Below are 16,834 nucleotides of genomic sequence, written 5' to 3'. Positions count from 1 at the left end.
TTTATTGACTATATACCAGTATATCCGCTATCGGGCTAGGCAGAGCTCTAACCCTTGGGTGATAAATTCCTTGGGGAGTTTACGCCCAATAAACACAATTTTGCTTTCTTTCTTCTCGGCACTGTCCCATTTTCTGCCCCAGTCCAGTCCCATCAGCATGTGAACGCCCTGAAACAAGGCGCGGCGGTCGCTGGCCTTGATGTTCAAAATGCCTTTGTAGCGCAGCATGTCAGGCCCATAAACCTGGGTAACCGAGCCCATGAATTCTTCAAATTTTTGCCCGTCGAACGGCTTGGTGCTTTTGAACACAAAGCTTTGAATTTCGTCGTTGTGAATGTGTTTGTCTTCATCCAGAAAGTCGGGGGCAATGTCAAGAATCGAATTCAGGTTGAAGCCGCGCACGTCCAGCAGTTTGTCGATGGGCGCCACGCCAAACTCTGAAATCATCATTTCTGCGCGGGCATTCATCTTAACCAGGCGGCGTTTCAACGCAGTGACATCGTCTTCCGTGCACAGGTCGGTTTTGGACAGCAAAATACGATCGGCAAAGCCCACTTGTTGTTGAATCTCGCGGTGCTCGTCGAGTTGTTGCATGGCGTGCTTGGCATCCACCACGGTAATGACTGCGTCCAGAATAAAACTTTCGGCCACCAAATCATCGACAAAGAAGGTTTGTGCCACCGGGCCGGGATCAGCCATGCCGGTGGTTTCAATGACCACTCGATCGAATTTCAGCTCGCCAGCCAAACGCTTGGCGGCCATTTCGCCCAGAATGCGCACCAGGTCGCCGCGCACTGTGCAGCACAGGCAGCCGTTGTTCATCTCGACAATGTTTTCCTGCTCGTTTTGCATCAGCAGGTCGTTGTCGACTCCTTCTTCGCCGAACTCATTTTCAATCACGGCGATCTTCATGCCGTGGTTCTCTTTGAGAATGCGGTTGAGAAGGGTGGTTTTGCCACTGCCCAGAAAGCCGGTGAGAATGGTGACTGGGATCATGTTGTGGGCTGCTTTGTTCATGGTGCTGTGTGCTGCAAAAATTGGATCAACGATGAAAATGGGGATACTTGTTCAAATTTAAAGGGCTTGAAATGTCCAAACGCCCTGAATGGCCGAACGTTTGACCAAACCTTTGTACCACAGGTAGTGCAGGTGGGCGATGGCCTCGCCCATGGCAAAGCTCATTTGGTGGCCGTCCATCTCGCGCCGGAATAACACGGAGATGGCCTGGCGAGCGGTCAGGGGTTTTTCCTTGATCGCGTCCAGCAATTCATTCAAACGGTGTTCGTGGTGGCGCAGCAATTGCGCACAGCGGTCGTGTACACCTTTGAATGGCACGCCATGGGACGGCAGTACTGTGAGTTTGTCTGACAATTGGGCCATGCTTTGCACCGATTTCAAGAACAGCAGCAATGGGTTGCCTTCCGGCTCAATGCCGTACACGCTGACATTGGTTGAAATGGTGGGCAACAGCATGTCGCCACTGATCATCAAATTCAGGCTGTCGCACACCAGGCTGATGTGTTCCGGGCTATGGCCAAAGCCGGCATGGCAGCGCCACAGGTGGCTGCCAATCTCGATTTCATCGCCGTGCTGAATACGTTGGTAGTTCAGGGGTGGTTCAGGCACCAGCCTTGAAAACATGCCGCCGCGTGCTTCCAGGGTTTCATCGGCCTTTTTCTCGTTCACCAGCCCATGGCTGGCCATGAAGGTGCCCAGGGTATTGCCGTCAAAACCTGGCAGGTTGGCGCACAGCCCGCGGGCCATGAAGTATTCGCCCGTGGACATGTGCACATGCACCCCGTGGCGACGCGCCAATGGGCCTGCCATGCCAATGTGGTCGGGGTGGGCGTGGGTGCAAATAATTCTGCCCAAGGGTTTGCGCACAAACAGGGTTTGTTCGATGTCTTCCCACATGGCGGCCACGTCGGGCAGGCCTGCCCCGCAGTCCACCAAGGTGTACTGGCTTTCTTCTTCAATCAGCCACACATTGATGTGGTCGAGCGCAAACGGCAGTGGCAAACGCAGCCAGAGTACGCCGGGTGCAACCGGGGTGGGCTGGCCCAAAACGGGCGGTTCAAACAAACGTTCAATTCCCATGTGTTTTCTGGTGACTTTTCAGTCATTTGTGTGGGTGAAGGGGCTGATTGTAGGGCATCATTTCGAAAAAGCATAACTTCTGCGGAGACTTTGACATGTTGAATTTGCCAGGACTTCAGTTTGATCTTGGAGAGGACATCGACGCCTTGCGCGATGCAGTACAAACTTTTGCCCAAGCGGAAATTGCCCCGTTGGCGGCAGAAATGGACAAAACCGACCAATTTCCCATGCATTTGTGGCGAAAAATGGGCGATATGGGTTTGTTGGGGCTCACAGTTGAGGAAGAACTGGGCGGCAGTGGCATGGGCTACCTGGCCCACATGGTGGCGATGGAAGAAATTTCGCGCGCCAGCGCCTCGGTGGCGCTGAGTTACGGTGCGCACTCCAACCTGTGTGTGAACCAGATTCGCCGCAACGGCAACGACTGGCAGCGCAAAACCTTTTTGCCCAAGCTGATTTCCGGTGAGCACATTGGTGCTTTGGCCATGAGCGAACCCGGTGCGGGTTCGGACGTGGTCAGCATGCAGTTGCGGGCCGACAAAAAGGGCGACAAGTACGTGCTGAATGGCAACAAAATGTGGATCACCAATGGCCCCGATGCGGATGTACTGGTGGTGTATGCCAAAACCGATTTGGCGGCTGGCCCCCACGGTATTACCGCTTTTTTGATTGAGAAAGGCTTCAAGGGCTTTTCGATTGCGCAAAAGCTGGACAAGTTGGGCATGCGCGGCAGCCACACCGGCGAGCTGGTCTTTGAAGATTGCGAAGTGCCAGAGACCCACGTGCTGGGCAAGGTGGGCCGTGGTGTGAATGTGCTGATGAGCGGACTTGATTTTGAGCGCGCTGTACTTTCTGGTGGCCCCTTGGGCATTATGGCGGCGGCCATGGATGTGGTGGTGCCTTATGTGCACGACCGCAAGCAGTTTGGCCAAAGTATCGGTGAATTCCAGTTGATTCAGGGCAAGCTGGCCGACATGTATTCAGTCATGATGGCCACGCGCGCTTATGTGTACCAGGTGGGCAAGGCTTGCGACAAGGCCACGCCTGAAACCGTGCGCAAGCTGCGCAAGGATTGCGCTGGCGCCATTCTGTTCTCGGCCGAGAAGGCCACTTGGATGGCAGGTGAGTCCATTCAAATTCTGGGCGGCAATGGCTACATCAACGAGTACCCCTGTGGCCGTTTGTGGCGCGATGCCAAGCTGTATGAAATTGGCGCAGGCACCAGCGAAATTCGCCGTATGTTGATTGGCCGCGAATTGTTTGCGGAAACAATGTAAGCAATTACTGCGGCAGGGCAGGCCCGGCGGATCTGAAAACCCGCTTGTCCTGCCCAATCACCACTTCACTTTCCCACAAATAGCTTAGGCGCGGGTGCGCGGTTTGCAGCACTTTCAGCGCCTCGGTGTTGCCCAGCAGGTGGTAATTCATCCAGGCCAGTGAGTACTGCGCGGCAATTTCTCGCCCCCAGGTGGAGGTGGGCAACAGCGGGTAGTTGGTGTGTTGGGCGTGGCTGGCGGCGTCGGCCACAATAAAGGCGCGGTCGCTGGTCAACTTGTCATACACAGGCCGAACCACGGCAGGGTTTATGGCCACGATTGGGGCGATGGGGCCGTCGTGGTCACCGGTTTGTATCATCACCGGAATCGGGTTTTTGTCGAACACCGATTGAATTTCACTGATGGGTGCGGCGGCCACTGCGGCTTTCAAACGCGGCTCCACAGCCTGCAAACCCATGGTGGCAATGGCACCCATGCTGTGGCCGATTACACCGATGCGGGCGGGGTCGATAAACCCGCGTACCGGGCTGTTGTTGAGCAGGTAGGTGAGCGCGTCTTGCGCTTCTTCAATATTGTTGCCGGGGTCGCCTTGCACTTCATCATCTGAGCGGCCCTGGCCGGAAAAATCGAAGGCAAACACCAAATAGCCGGCGTCGGCAAAAAGCTGATGCCACCAGCGGTACATGGCGGTGTTGGTGTTCAGGCCTTCCAGCGCCAGAATGACTGGGTATTTTTGGGCAGTTGCTTCGGTTTGCCCGCGCTTGGGCAGCACAATTTCGCCGTGCAGGCGGGTGCCATAGCGGTTCTGAAATTCAACCGGCACCAATGCAACCGATTGGTTGTTCTCGGGGTGGCCGTACCAGTGAAATACCTGGTCAATTCGGGAGCCATCGCTCAGCTGCGCAGCCATGGCGCGAATTTGAAATTCAAGCAATGCCGGGTCGGTGATGTCGCTCAGCGTGTAGCCCAAGGCAATGGGGTCGACCACACCGGCCAGTTGCTGGCGTGGCAGCATGTCGCTGACCATGCCCAACTGGGTTAGAACGTCGTCATTGGATGCCGGGCTTTCTGGCGGATCTTCACCTTGAACCGAAGCCGGCCAGCCAAAGGCCTCGGAGGATTGAATGGCGTTGCGTGTTGAGCCTTCATTGGTACTGTCCTCGCCAGTGCAGGCCCAGGCCAGTAGAGGCAACAACACCAAACACACCAATTTCAAATGACTTCGCATGACAACTTCCCAGTTCAACATCCTAATCATACTAAGTTGGCGCAGGTTTTGGATTTTCTCGGGCAAATGCGTAAGGTATCTCGTAGAATCGGTGGTTCATCATATGGAGTGAAGCCAGTTATGAGCAGCGTGCCTTTGGACCTGAAAACCCTGGAAGAGGATTTTGGTGAACTCAGCGAAACCAGCCACTTGAGTGAGGAAGAGGAGCGCGAACTGTCCAAGAAAGTGGCTTCCGACATTCTTGCTGGTTTTGACAAGCACTATCGGCTGTTTCGTTACTGCGCCCAACAAACCAAAAAACTGTTTGAGGAAGGCGATTGGCATCTGATTCAGCAGTTGGCACGCGACCGTATTGATTTTTACGATGAACGCGTGAAAGAGGCGGTTGATTTGCTTCGCCGAAACTATGGCTCGCTGTTGATGAGTGAATCGGTGTGGGCCAAGATCAAAACCCGTTTTGTAACCTACCTGGTCGACCACAAACAGCCGGAGCTGGCTGAGACCTTTTTCAACTCGGCGCTCACCAAAATTTTGCACCGCGATTATTACCACAACCGTTTTTTGTTCGTACGCCCAGCGGTGAGCACCGATTACGTGGAAAGTGATCCGCCTTCTTACCGCAGCTATTACCCGGCTAACCCAAAAAGCGGTGGCTTGCGCAAAACTTTAAGAAGACTGGTGCGCGACTTTTCACTGAATGCCGACTTCGTCGATTTGGAGCGTGACTTGCGCTATGTGGTGCATGCGGCTAGGCAGGTGATGCCACGGCCTATCAAGGTGGATCCGGATTGCCAAATCCAGGTGCTTTCAAGCCTGTTTTTCCGCAACAAGGGCGCATACATCATTGGCAAATTTATCAACGCCAATATGCCGCAACCGTTTGCCATTCCAATTTTGCGCGATTCCTCAGGCAAGTTGTACATCGACACAGTGCTGTTCAATGTGCAGCAAATTGCCACGCTGTTCAGTTTTACGCGCGCTTATTTTTTGGTGGACATGGAAACACCTGGCGCTTATGTGCAATTTTTGCGCACCCTGTTGCCCAACAAGCCCAAGGCCGAGATGTACACCATGCTGGGCTTGCACAAGCAGGGAAAAACCTTGTTTTACCGCGACTTCTTGCATCATCTGAAACATTCGCACGATGAGTTTATCGTGGCGCCCGGTATCAAAGGCTTGGTGATGGCGGTGTTCACGCTGCCGTCTTACCCTTATGTGTTCAAGCTGATCAAAGACAAAATTGCACCCAGCAAGGAAATTGACCGCGCAGGTGTAATGCGCAAATACCAGTTGGTGAAAGAACATGACCGTGTGGGCCGCATGGCCGACACCTGGGAATACAGCCATGTGGGCTTGCCGTTGAACCGGTTTTCTGAGGAGTTGATCGACCACCTGAAAGACACTTGTGAAAGTTCTCTGACCTTCGAAGACGACACAGTGGTGATCAAGCATGTGTACATTGAACGCCGCATGACCCCGTTGAACATTTACCTGCAGCAGGGCACCGACGCTGAAGTGGAACATGGCATTACCGAGTATGGCAATGCGATCAAGCAGCTGGCCGCTGCCAATATTTTCCCGGGCGACATGTTGTTCAAGAACTTTGGTGTGACGCGCCTGGGCCGTGTGGTGTTTTATGATTATGACGAAATTGAGTACATGACGGATTGCAATTTCCGTCGCATTCCCGAGGCACCCAATCCAGAAGCCGAGATGTCGTCTGAGCCCTGGTACACCGTAGGCCCCAAAGACGTGTTTCCCGAGGAGTTCGGGCATTTTCTGCTCGGCGACCGCAGAGTGCGTAAGGCATTTTTAGGCAAACACCGGGACTTGCTGGAATATGAATTCTGGCAAGAACGCAAAGACCGCATTACTCAAGGGCATATTGAGGATATTTTCCCGTACTCCGAAGCGGTGCGGTTTACCAACCGGTTTATCAAGAAGCAGTGAACAGCCATTGAGGTTGCTTTTGTCGCATGTCATTGGTGACTTTTGATCTGAACTTGAAGGGTCACCGCTGCCCGAAAACTTGGCATATCGTCTTGTCAGCTTGAGTCTGCACTAAGCCAAGCCCTCCAAAAGTAACGGTCGGGTCTTGGCTTTCGCGCCAGGGCGCGATCGTTAGTCTCGGCGCGCCAAGCCGGCAAGTTTTCTGACTGGTCATCGTGCGACCCATTGCAAGTTCAGCTCCTAGTCACGACTGGTTCAACAGCCCAATCGGCGGCGGTGTTTCGATCGCCTCGCCTTCAAGAAAACCTGCCCTTGCGTGCCGAGCAGGGCCGGTGTCGCCCAGCATGGGCGACAGAGAACGGACCCGACCCGCAGTTTAGGAGGGTCGTTCTCAGGCATCGCAAGGCTCAGCAAGGGATCAACAGGTTTTCTGGCGAGAGATCGGAACCCAAGCCGATTGAGCTGTTAAACAGCCTGCATTCAGGCCCCTCGCTTGGGCAACATCAATTCACTCGCCGCAATCTTCTCAGGCTGAAACTTGTTCACAGGCACATCCAGTTCGTAGCCAATGGCCACGCCGCACAGCAAGTTGTACTGCTTCGGGATGTCAAAGTGTTTATCCAAGGGTGAACGGAACAGCCCCAGTGCGCCTTGCGCGCAGGTGCCCAAGCCCTCGTTGGTGGCCGCCAGCATCAGGCTTTGCAAAAAAATACCGGCGTCCAGTGCGCTGTAAATGCCCACACCCTCATGCACAAACACGAATGCAGCAGCCGGGGCACCAAACATGCGAAAGTTCTCGGCCATGGCCTGGTCGCGGGCCTTCAAATCGTTGCGGGCTACACCCAGTACGCCGTACAGACCTTTGCCACACTCTACCCGCCGGGCTTGCAAATCCCCTGGGTAGTTCACCACAGGTTTTACATCGCCATCGGGAATGCCTTTGCTGCGTGTCAGCAGCCCTTTGATTTGCGCCAACTTGCCGCCGCGCTGCAATTTAATGGTTTCTTGAAAGCGTGAATACAGTTCGCTGCGCAAACTTTCCAGCACATCTCCGGTGGCCAGTGCGATGCGATAGGGGTGGGTATTCGACCAACTTGGTGACAGTGCAGCCTGTGAAAGTAGGCGTTGAAGTACTTCTTCTGGTACAGCCTTGGGGTCAAAAGCACGTACGCTGTGTCGCTGTTTCAGTGTTTCAAGAAATTCCATTTTTCCTTGCTCTGTGTAATAGTTAGCCCAGTTTAGAGTGTTTCTTACTAGCCAACAGAGCCGGCTCGCCACTATCCTCTCAACTGACAATACGAAAAGTCACATGAACGGTCAAACCACGGGGACAAAATAATGAACAATCCACACGTAGACGTACTGATTATTGGCGCCGGTCTGTCTGGCATTGGTGCAGCATGCCACATCAAGCAGAACTGCAAGGGCAAGAGCATCAAAATTCTGGAACGTCGCAAAGCCATTGGTGGTACTTGGGATCTTTTCCGGTATCCCGGTATTCGCTCAGATTCCGACATGTTCACACTGGGTTACAGCTTCAAACCCTGGAAAGGCGAGAAAGTATTGGCCAATGGCCAGGAAATTCGTGAATACGTGACCGAAGCAGCCAAAGAAAACAACGTCACCAAAGACATCCAATTCGGTTTGAAAGTAACGGCTGCCAACTGGGATTCTGAGGCGAACCAGTGGACCGTGGAAGGCATTATTGAAGAAACTGGTGAAAAGCAGGTGTTTACCAGCAACTTCTTGCTGGGCTGCACGGGTTACTACAACTACGACAAGGGTTACAGCCCGGAATTTCCTGGCATCAAGAATTTCAAAGGCACCGTGGTGCACCCACAGCAGTGGCCTGAAAACCTTGATTACTCTGGCAAGCGTGTGGTGGTGATTGGCAGTGGCGCAACAGCCATTACCCTGGTGCCCGCCATGGCCGACGACGCAGCCCACGTCACCATGCTGCAGCGCTCGCCCACTTACATCGCATCCATTCCTTCAGTCGACCCAGTTTCAGTGGTGTTGAAGAAATTCATGCCCGACACTTGGGTTTACAACATTGGCCGTGCCCGCAACATTGGGTTGCAGCGTTTGATTTTCAAGTTGAGCAAAGAGCGCCCACAGGCCATTAAACGCCTGTTGTTGGGTGCTACCCGTGCTCGCATGGGCAAGAGTTTCGACATGAAGCACTTCACCCCCAGCTACAACCCATGGGACCAGCGTCTGTGTGTGGTGCCCGATGGCGACTTGTTCAAAGTGTTGAAAAAAGGCAAGGCCGATATTGTGACCGATCACATCGACACCTTCGTGAGCAATGGCATCAAGTTGAAAAGCGGACAGGTTTTGGAAGCGGACATCATCATCACTGCTACTGGTCTCGATCTTCAAATTCTGGGCGGTTTGACTGCGCACGTGGATGGCAAGCCCGTGAATGTCGGCGAGGTGATGAGCTACAAAGGCGTGATGATGAGCAGCATTCCCAACTTTGCCATGGTGTTTGGTTACACCAATGCATCGTGGACATTGAAAGCGGATTTGGCCGCTGAATTTGTGTGCCGCGTGATCAATCACATGGACAAACATGGCTACAACCGCGTGGTGCCCAATGCTGAAGGTGTTGAAGCCGACGATACGCCGATGTTTGACCTGGAAGCTGGCTACATGAAGCGCGCAGCCGACCGTCTGCCCAAACAGGGCCCGGCAGCACCGTGGACAGTGGTGAACAACTACCTGGCCGATCGCCCTGTGTTGAAGAAAGGCAAGCTTGAAGACGGCGTGCTGGAATTTGCGAAAGCAGGTTCAGCAGCTGGCAAGAAAACATCAAGCCGGAAAGCGCAGGCCAAGCAGGCTGCGTAAGTAATCAAAGTGTTAATTGAGAAGGGCTGCGTGAATGCAGCCCTTTTTTAATTTTAATTGAATCCACTTCTGTAACCCAGGCGATTCAACCCCCGTGTGCCCCGCACCGCGCGTTCGCTCCGGAATTGTACAACCTCCTCTTTGTCCACCTCGAAGTGCCCGCCCAAGGGTGTTTCCAAGGTGCCGGTTTCAAAACTGTCCAGGCTGCGGTTCAGACCCAGAAGGTCTTCACGGCCAATTGTCAGCAAAGCCTTGGCCAAGGGGAAGTTACCTTGTGCCCGAATATTGTCGCGTAGCGTGTGTACGGCCAGAATTTCTTCGCCATTCACAAAATAATCGATGGGGCGCGGCACGTCCGGAAAGCGCTCTGCGAACGCAGGTGAAGCCATCAATGCGCCCGCGGTCAAAGCAATTGAAAGACAAGCTCGTTTTAGCATGGTCACTCCTGTTTGCGGCTGAATGTGGCAAAAGCGTCATCATCTAGGGTGATGCTTCATTGGGTATGTTGTCTATCGGGCTTACCCTTCGCTCGAAAGTGGTATGCCGCATCATGCCTGCACTCAAATTCGCCTAAGATGGGGTGCTTTTATTCACAGCCAGTCAATTGAACAAGCCTGCCGATCAAGATGAATCGTTGAAAGAACTGCCCTACGCTTGGCGGCGTGTGGTGTTGTTCGCCGACAATATGGCGCAGGCCACTGTGGCCGATGCGATTGGGCGTAGCCCGAAGCAGCAATTGACCTGGATTGGCCTGGCTGCCTTGCCGCTGTTGTTGCCTTTTGGAATTCCCGGAATTGCCACCAGTTTGGGGTACCTTACCTTTTTGCTCGGTGTGGGCTATGCGCTGGGTTTTGGTGTGCCCATTCCCAAGAAGATCGGTGAAAAGCGACTTCCACCCAAGGCGGCCGGTGTGCTCAAAAAGTTTCTGGGAATTTTTATTCGCAGGGTGGCGCCCCACAGTAGGCCAAGGCTTTTCATCATGAGCCACCCGCGCATGCGGCCAATCAACGGTTTGGTGCTGGCTTTTGCGGGTTTGTGCATGGCTGCACCAGTGCCCTTTGCTTCATTCGACAATGTGCTGCCCGCAGCGGCCATGGTGTGCATCACCTTTGGTTTAAGGGTGCGCGATGGCAGGTTGGTGCTGGCTGGCTATGTGTTCACCGCGCTAGCGGCCCTGTTGGTGCTGCTGTTGTGGTGGGGCGGTTATGCTGTGTTTGCGTGGGTTTCAAAGCAACCCTGGGCCAGCCAGTGGCTGGGTTGGCTTTTTTCCTGACAAGGCGCAGGCAGGCCTGCGAAGTCAGCCCTAACTTCGATAGAATCACAAGAACACCTCAATCTGGAGCCAAAAAGCACCATGACTACCAAACAAACGATTGATTTCTATTTCGACCTGACCAGCCCCTACAGCTATGTGGCCGCCGAGCAAATCGAAGAAATTGCTGCCGCTGGCAACCGCACGGTGAACTACAAGCCCACCTTGCTGGGCTTCGTGTTCAAAAGCACAGGCAACACCGCGCCCATGATGAACCCGGCCAAGGGCAAGTATTCGGCAAAAGACTTTGCCCGCACCGCGCGCTTTCATGGCTTGAAAATCAATTGGCCCAAGAAGTTTCCAATCAACGCCACCACGGCTTCACGCGCTATTTTGCAGGTGCTCAACACACAGGCTGACAAAGCAGGTGAACTAACTCGCGCCCTGTACAAGGCGTATTTTGTGGATGGCCTGGACATCACTGAAGACGCTGTGGTTGCCCAAGTGGCCAGCTCGATTGGTCTGGATGGTTCAGCGCTGGTTGAAGGCAGCCAAACCGACGCAGTGAAAGAGCAAATGAAAAACGCCGTGCAAGAATCCATTGATGCAGGCATGTTTGGTGCACCCTACTTTGTGGTGGATGGGGAAGCCTTCTGGGGCCAAGACCGCATGGAGCAATTGCGCCGCTGGGTAGCACAGGGACCGTTCTAAACATGGCGGTTCTCGATTCCAACAACGTTAAAAACCGCCCTGATTTTGCGGCCAATCAGGCTGCACTGAAAAAGCTGGTTGACGAACTGAAAGCCAATTTGGCGGTGGTCGCGCAGGGTGGTGGCAAGGTGGCCAATGAGCGGCACACCGCGCGCGGAAAGTTGCTGCCGCGCGAGCGCGTGGCCGGTTTGCTCGATCCCGGCTCACCATTTCTTGAGTTGGCGCCATTGGCGGCTTGGGGCATGTACGGTGGTGCTGCGCCGGGCGCGGGTGCCATTGCCGGCATTGGCCGGGTGAGCGGTGTGGACTGCATGATTGTGTGCAACGACGCCACGGTGAAGGGCGGCACTTACTATCCACTCAGCGTGAAAAAGCACCTGCGTGCGCAGGAAGTGGCCGCAGAAAACAACTTGCCCTGTATTTATCTGGTGGACTCTGGTGGGGCCAACTTGCCCAATCAAGACGAAGTGTTTCCCGATCGAGATCACTTCGGCCGCATATTTTTTAACCAGGCCAATATGAGTGCGCAAGGTATTGCGCAAATTGCAGTGGTCATGGGCAGCTGCACTGCCGGTGGTGCCTATGTACCCGCCATGAGCGACGAAGCCATTATCGTAAAAAATCAGGCCACGATTTTCTTGGGTGGCCCACCCTTGGTGCAAGCCGCCACGGGCGAAATTGTCAGTGCTGAAGAACTGGGTGGTGCCGATGTGCACACGCGCCTTTCCGGTGTGGCCGACCACTTGGCCGAGAACGATCAACACGCTTTGGAAATTGCACGCCGCATCGTGGCGAATCTGGGTCGCCCCGAAAAGCGCTACCCATGGGCCTTGAGCGAATCGAAAGAGCCCCTGTACAGCGCCGAAGAAATTTACGGCATTGTGCCAAGCGATGCGAAAAAGCCATTCGACGTGCGCGACATCATTGCCCGCATGGTTGATGGCAGCGAGTTCGATGAATTCAAAGCCCGTTTTGGCAGCACGCTGGTGTGTGGCTTTGCGCGCTTGTACGGCATGCCCGTGGGTATTGTGGCGAACAATGGCATTCTGTTTTCCGAGTCGGCCCAGAAGGGTGCGCATTTTATCGAGTTGTGTTGCCAGCGCAAAATTCCGCTCGTGTTTTTGCAAAACATCACTGGCTTCATGGTGGGCAAAAAAGTGGAAAACGAAGGCATTGCCCGCCATGGCGCAAAAATGGTCATGGCAGTGGCTTGTGCCAAAGTGCCCAAATTCACCGTGGTCATTGGTGGTTCTTTTGGTGCCGGTAACTATGGCATGTGCGGGCGCGCCTACAGCCCGCGCTTCATGTGGATGTGGCCCAATGCGCGCATCAGCGTGATGGGTGGCGAACAAGCGGCCGGTGTGTTGGCCACTGTGAAGCGCAACCAGATTGAAGCCAAAGGTGGCAGCTGGAGCAAGGAAGAAGAAGCCGAATTCAAAGCCCCCACGCTGAAACAGTTCGATGAACAAAGCCAACCGTATTACGCCACTGCAAGGCTGTGGGACGACGGCTTGATCGATCCGGCTGACACGCGGCGTATTTTGGGCATGGCCATTTCAGCCAGCCTGAATGCTGACATTCCAGAAACGAAATTTGGCGTGTACAGAATGTAAAGGCGCGTATGCAAATGCGTAGAACAATAAAAATGGAGACCCTGCGATGACAGAGCAGACCAACGAAAAACCTGTGATTGAAACCCGCAATGGAAAATCTGTGTGGTTAACGCTGAACCGCCCGCACATCAAAAACGCCATGAACGGTGAAATGATCGCCATGCTCGTGGAGGCCTTTCAACGTTTGGGCAATGATGCGGAAACACGCGCAATTGTGCTGGCTGCAAACGGCGACGCATTTTGTTCTGGCGCCGACCTCGGTTACATGATGCAAATGGCCCAGCAGGCTGCCAGCAACCAGCAAAGCGGCATTACCCTGACTAGCCTGTTCCGTGGCATTGCTGAATGCCCGAAACCAGTGGTGGCCCGGGTGCATGGCCTGTGCCTGGCCGGCGCAACAGGGTTGGTCAGCGCCAGCGACATTATTGTGGCCAGCAACAACGTGAAGTTCAGCTTGCCTGAGGTAAAGCGCGGATTGATTCCCGCCACCATCAGCCCTTATGTGGTTCAAGCCATGGGTGTGCAGGCCGCACGCCGTTACTTCATCACAGGCGAAACATTCACTGCCGAGAAAGCATACGAATTGGGCATGGTGCATGAACTGACCACGCCCGATACGCTGGATGCCAAACTTGAATCCATTCTGGCAGAACTGGACAGTTGCGCGCCCGACGCCATGGCCGCATGTAAAAAACTCGTTCGCGATGTGTCACGCATGGACGTCACCGCCGACGAAACCCATGCCGACGTGGCTGCACGCCTGGCGGCTGTGCGCGGCAGCGCCGAGGCCGCCGAGGGCATGATGGCTTTCATGGAAAAACGCAAACCGAAGTGGGTTGGCTAAAAAGGTTATTCACACAATGTTCACCAAAATACTGATTGCCAACCGGGGCGAAATTGCCCGCCGAATTAACCGCACAGCGCAGGCCATGGGTATACACACCGTGGCGGTGTATTCCACTGCCGATGCGCAGGCCTTGCATGTGCAGGAATGCAATGAAGCCGTGTGCCTTGGCGAGCCCGAGGCCGCGCAAAGTTACCTGAATATCGACAAAGTGATTGCCGCTGCAAAGAAAACCGGTGCGCAGGCCATACACCCAGGTTATGGATTTCTGTCTGAAAATGCGGCATTCGCCCAGGCCTGTGCCAACGCACACCTCACTTTCATCGGCCCTGGTGTTGAAGCCATTCGCATCATGGGCAGCAAAAGCGAAGCCAAGGCCTGCGTGCAACCCGCGGGCGTGCCGCTGATTCCCGGTTACTTTGGTGCCGACCAATCGTTGGCTACTTTGCAAACTGAAGCTGAACGCATCGGTTTTCCGCTGATGATCAAGGCCGTGGCTGGCGGTGGTGGCAAAGGCATTCGAATTGTGAACAATTCAGGCGAATTGCAGACCGCCTTGGAAAGTTGCCAGCGCGAGGCCAAAAATGCATTCGGCGACGCCACCGTGATGCTTGAAAAACAGATCATCAAGCCACGCCACGTTGAAGTGCAGGTGTTTGCAGACACGCACGGCAATGTGGTGCATTTGTTTGAACGCGATTGTTCAGCACAGCGTCGCCACCAAAAAGTGATTGAAGAAGCACCGGCATTTGGTCTTACTGAACAACAGCGTGAAGCCTTTGGGCACACTGCAGTGCAAGTAGCCAAGGCCGTGAATTACGTGGGTGCGGGCACAGTCGAGTTTTTGCTGGATGCACGTGGCGAATTCTATTTCATGGAAATGAACACGCGCTTGCAAGTGGAACACCCTGTCAGCGAAATGATCACCGGTTTTGACTTGGTGCAGTGGCAAATCGAAATTGCAGCCGGCTTGCCCCTGCCCGCCACGCAGGAAACCATCCACATCGACGGCCATGCTTTTGAAGCGCGCCTGTATGCCGAAAACCCCGATCAAGGTTTTTTGCCAGCCATTGGCAGCGTTGAATTGTGGGAAGCACCGGATGCGATCGAGTTTCGCACGGGCACCCATGCGGGCCGCACTGCCGGCATTCGCCTCGATTCTTCCATGCGCTCTGGCCTCGCAGTGTCGCCGTATTATGACCCCATGGTGGGCAAGCTGATTACCTGGGCGCCCACCCGTGAAGCCGCATTGAAAAAACTTGCCGATGCCTTGGCGCAGTTGCGTTGTGTGGGCGTGAAAAACAACCTGGCTTGGTTGCGCAGCTTGTGTTTGAATCCCGAGTTCGCGGCAGGTGGATACGACACTGGGCTGATAGACAGAATGAGTACTGCTACTGACACACCAAACCCGATTAATCCTGACACTGTGCATGCCATGGCCGGTCTTGCGCGCTGGGCTTTGCATCAACACACCCAAGGCCAAAGAACTGCCGACCCAATGGCCCAGCTCGACGGTTTCTATTCCAGTGCACCACCCTTGCGGGAGGATCGCTGGTTAAATCGCGATACTGCCCTGGCCACGCACACGCATGTCTTGGTCAATGGGCAGCAGGCGACTATTCAATGCTCGGGCACTTCTTTGATTGCAACGCTGGCAGGTCAGGGCAATCAAAGTGGCTTGGCTCGAATCCAAGGCAGTATCAACACAGGCCCACACGCAGGCAGCCCCTTTGATTTGATTTGGCATGGCGACAATCTCAGCATTCATGTGGGTGCGGAACAAGTTAACCTGCACTGGCAAAACCCGGCGCACATTCGCGCCGATCAGGGGCACGACGCACACGGTGTTGCAGCACCCATGCCGGGCAAGGTGTTTGCAGTGTTTGTGAAAGTGGGCGATGCTGTTAAAAAAGGGCAGCCCTTGATTGGCCTGGAGGCCATGAAAATGGAACACACCCTGAATTCGCCCTGCGATGGTGTAGTGCAAGCCATTCCACATCCTGTTGGTGATCAGGTGACCGAGGGCACCGAGCTGATTCATTTTTCTGAAGACATGAATTCAAAATGAGCATGACTAAACTTCCTGCCCAAGTCACCTTGGTTGAAGTTGGCCCACGCGATGGCCTTCAAAACGAGAAAATGCCAATTTCCACAGCCATCAAAATTGACCTGTGCAAGCAACTGATTGAGGCAGGTATTCACAGGTTGGAAGCCGCAGCCTTTGTGTCGCCGAAATGGGTGCCGCAAATGGCCGATGGTGCCGATGTGTTGGCAGGCCTTCAAAACCTGCCTGAACTGCAAGACCGCACGGTGTCTTATTCAGCCCTGGTGCCCAACCTTAAAGGCATGGAGGCAGCCATTGAGGCCGGTGTGCAGGAAGCGGTGGTGTTCACCGCCGCATCGGAAGCATTCACTCAAAAAAACATCAACTGCACGATTGCTGAAAGTATCGAGCGTTTCAAACCTGTCGCCGAGTTGGCCCGCGCACACAACATTCATTTGCGCGGCTCTATTTCATGTGCTCTGGGCTGCCCGTATCAGGGTGAAGTGCCTGTGCAAAGCGCAGCCGAAGTGGCCCTGCGGCTTCGCGATATTGGGGTGCAAGAATTTGATGTGGCCGACACCATTGGCGTGGGCACCGCTTTGCGAGTTAGCCAGGTGTTTGAGGCGGTGGGTTACAGCGTGGGCTTGAACAACGTGGCAGGGCATTTCCATGACACTTACGGGCAAGCCCTGGCGAATATTCTGGCTGCCTTGCAGCTAGGAGTAGCCACGTTTCACAGCTCGATCGCGGGTTTGGGTGGTTGCCCCTATGCCAAAGGTGCAACTGGCAATGTGGCCACCGAGGACGTGGTGTATCTGCTGCATGGCATGGGTATTCAAACCGGTTTGAACCTGAACAAGTTGGTGCAAACCGGGGCGTGGATTTCAGGCAGCATTGGCAAGCCTTACATCAGCCGCGCAGGCCGCGCGGTGTGGAATAAATTGAACTCAGAAGCCAGCAGCTGAGTT

Annotated in this window: 14 protein-coding genes; 9 read left to right on the top strand and 5 right to left on the bottom strand. The window is 54.4% G+C overall.

The window, feature by feature from the left end:
• Positions 1 to 27 precede the first annotated feature (27 nt).
• Together FCS97_RS01840 and FCS97_RS01835 are read right to left on the bottom strand one after the other, a co-directional pair.
• Positions 28 to 1,017, bottom strand: a complete 990-nt coding sequence (locus tag FCS97_RS01840) for a CobW family GTP-binding protein (protein ID WP_246065712.1) — start codon at positions 1,015 to 1,017, stop codon at positions 28 to 30.
• 57 nt (positions 1,018 to 1,074) lie between these two features.
• On the bottom strand, positions 1,075 to 2,097 hold the full coding sequence (locus tag FCS97_RS01835) for an MBL fold metallo-hydrolase (RefSeq protein ID WP_138516077.1): 1,023 nt from the start codon (positions 2,095 to 2,097) through the stop codon (positions 1,075 to 1,077).
• Positions 2,098 to 2,192: 95 nt separating this feature from the next.
• Between FCS97_RS01835 and FCS97_RS01830 the strand changes: the two genes are divergently transcribed.
• Positions 2,193 to 3,374: an isovaleryl-CoA dehydrogenase gene (locus tag FCS97_RS01830; protein WP_138516075.1), complete on the top strand. Its 1,182-nt coding sequence runs from the start codon at positions 2,193 to 2,195 to the stop codon at positions 3,372 to 3,374.
• 4 nt (positions 3,375 to 3,378) lie between these two features.
• Here the strand turns inward: FCS97_RS01830 and FCS97_RS01825 are convergent, their stop codons facing one another.
• Positions 3,379 to 4,602, bottom strand: a complete 1,224-nt coding sequence (locus tag FCS97_RS01825) for an alpha/beta hydrolase family protein (RefSeq protein ID WP_246065710.1) — start codon at positions 4,600 to 4,602, stop codon at positions 3,379 to 3,381.
• Between the two features lie 120 nt (positions 4,603 to 4,722).
• On the opposite strand from FCS97_RS01825, the gene aceK reads away from it, so the two are divergent.
• The gene (gene aceK, locus FCS97_RS01820; RefSeq protein ID WP_171035130.1) at positions 4,723 to 6,552 is read left to right on the top strand and encodes a bifunctional isocitrate dehydrogenase kinase/phosphatase; all 1,830 of its coding nucleotides are present in this window, start codon (positions 4,723 to 4,725) and stop codon (positions 6,550 to 6,552) included.
• A 480-nt stretch (positions 6,553 to 7,032) separates the two neighbouring features.
• On the opposite strand, the gene FCS97_RS01815 is transcribed toward aceK, so the two are convergent.
• Positions 7,033 to 7,758 (bottom strand): nitroreductase, encoded by a 726-nt coding sequence (locus FCS97_RS01815; RefSeq protein ID WP_138516073.1) that lies wholly within the window; start codon positions 7,756 to 7,758, stop codon positions 7,033 to 7,035.
• A gap of 132 nt (positions 7,759 to 7,890) precedes the next feature.
• Between FCS97_RS01815 and FCS97_RS01810 the strand changes: the two genes are divergently transcribed.
• Positions 7,891 to 9,402 (top strand): flavin-containing monooxygenase, encoded by a 1,512-nt coding sequence (locus tag FCS97_RS01810; RefSeq protein ID WP_138516071.1) that lies wholly within the window; start codon positions 7,891 to 7,893, stop codon positions 9,400 to 9,402.
• A gap of 53 nt (positions 9,403 to 9,455) precedes the next feature.
• Here the strand turns inward: FCS97_RS01810 and FCS97_RS01805 are convergent, their stop codons facing one another.
• Complete coding sequence (locus FCS97_RS01805; protein ID WP_138516069.1) at positions 9,456 to 9,839, bottom strand: hypothetical protein; 384 nt, start codon at positions 9,837 to 9,839, stop codon at positions 9,456 to 9,458.
• A 143-nt stretch (positions 9,840 to 9,982) separates the two neighbouring features.
• Here FCS97_RS01805 and FCS97_RS01800 point away from each other — a divergent pair, with 143 nt between their 5' ends.
• The 6 genes from FCS97_RS01800 (at position 9,983) to FCS97_RS01775 (ending at position 16,831) form a co-directional block, all read left to right on the top strand.
• Entirely contained in the window at positions 9,983 to 10,675 is a 693-nt protein-coding gene (locus FCS97_RS01800) for an exopolysaccharide biosynthesis protein (RefSeq protein ID WP_171035129.1), read from the top strand.
• 81 nt (positions 10,676 to 10,756) lie between these two features.
• The gene (locus FCS97_RS01795) at positions 10,757 to 11,365 is read left to right on the top strand and encodes a 2-hydroxychromene-2-carboxylate isomerase (RefSeq protein ID WP_138516065.1); all 609 of its coding nucleotides are present in this window, start codon (positions 10,757 to 10,759) and stop codon (positions 11,363 to 11,365) included.
• Positions 11,366 to 11,367: 2 nt separating this feature from the next.
• Positions 11,368 to 12,978 (top strand): carboxyl transferase domain-containing protein, encoded by a 1,611-nt coding sequence (locus FCS97_RS01790; protein WP_138516062.1) that lies wholly within the window; start codon positions 11,368 to 11,370, stop codon positions 12,976 to 12,978.
• Positions 12,979 to 13,024: 46 nt separating this feature from the next.
• Complete coding sequence (locus FCS97_RS01785; RefSeq protein ID WP_138516060.1) at positions 13,025 to 13,822, top strand: enoyl-CoA hydratase-related protein; 798 nt, start codon at positions 13,025 to 13,027, stop codon at positions 13,820 to 13,822.
• Positions 13,823 to 13,838: 16 nt separating this feature from the next.
• On the top strand, positions 13,839 to 15,890 hold the full coding sequence (locus FCS97_RS01780; protein ID WP_138516058.1) for an ATP-binding protein: 2,052 nt from the start codon (positions 13,839 to 13,841) through the stop codon (positions 15,888 to 15,890).
• On the top strand, positions 15,887 to 16,831 hold the full coding sequence (locus FCS97_RS01775) for a hydroxymethylglutaryl-CoA lyase (protein WP_425460732.1): 945 nt from the start codon (positions 15,887 to 15,889) through the stop codon (positions 16,829 to 16,831). Before FCS97_RS01780 ends, FCS97_RS01775 begins: the two co-directional genes overlap by 4 nt.
• Positions 16,832 to 16,834: the final 3 nt, after the last annotated feature.

Source organism: Limnobacter alexandrii, from assembly GCF_005871185.1.
Classification (GTDB): Bacteria; Pseudomonadota; Gammaproteobacteria; order Burkholderiales; family Burkholderiaceae_B; genus Limnobacter; species Limnobacter alexandrii.
This window is presented reverse-complemented; position numbering and strand designations above follow the sequence as displayed.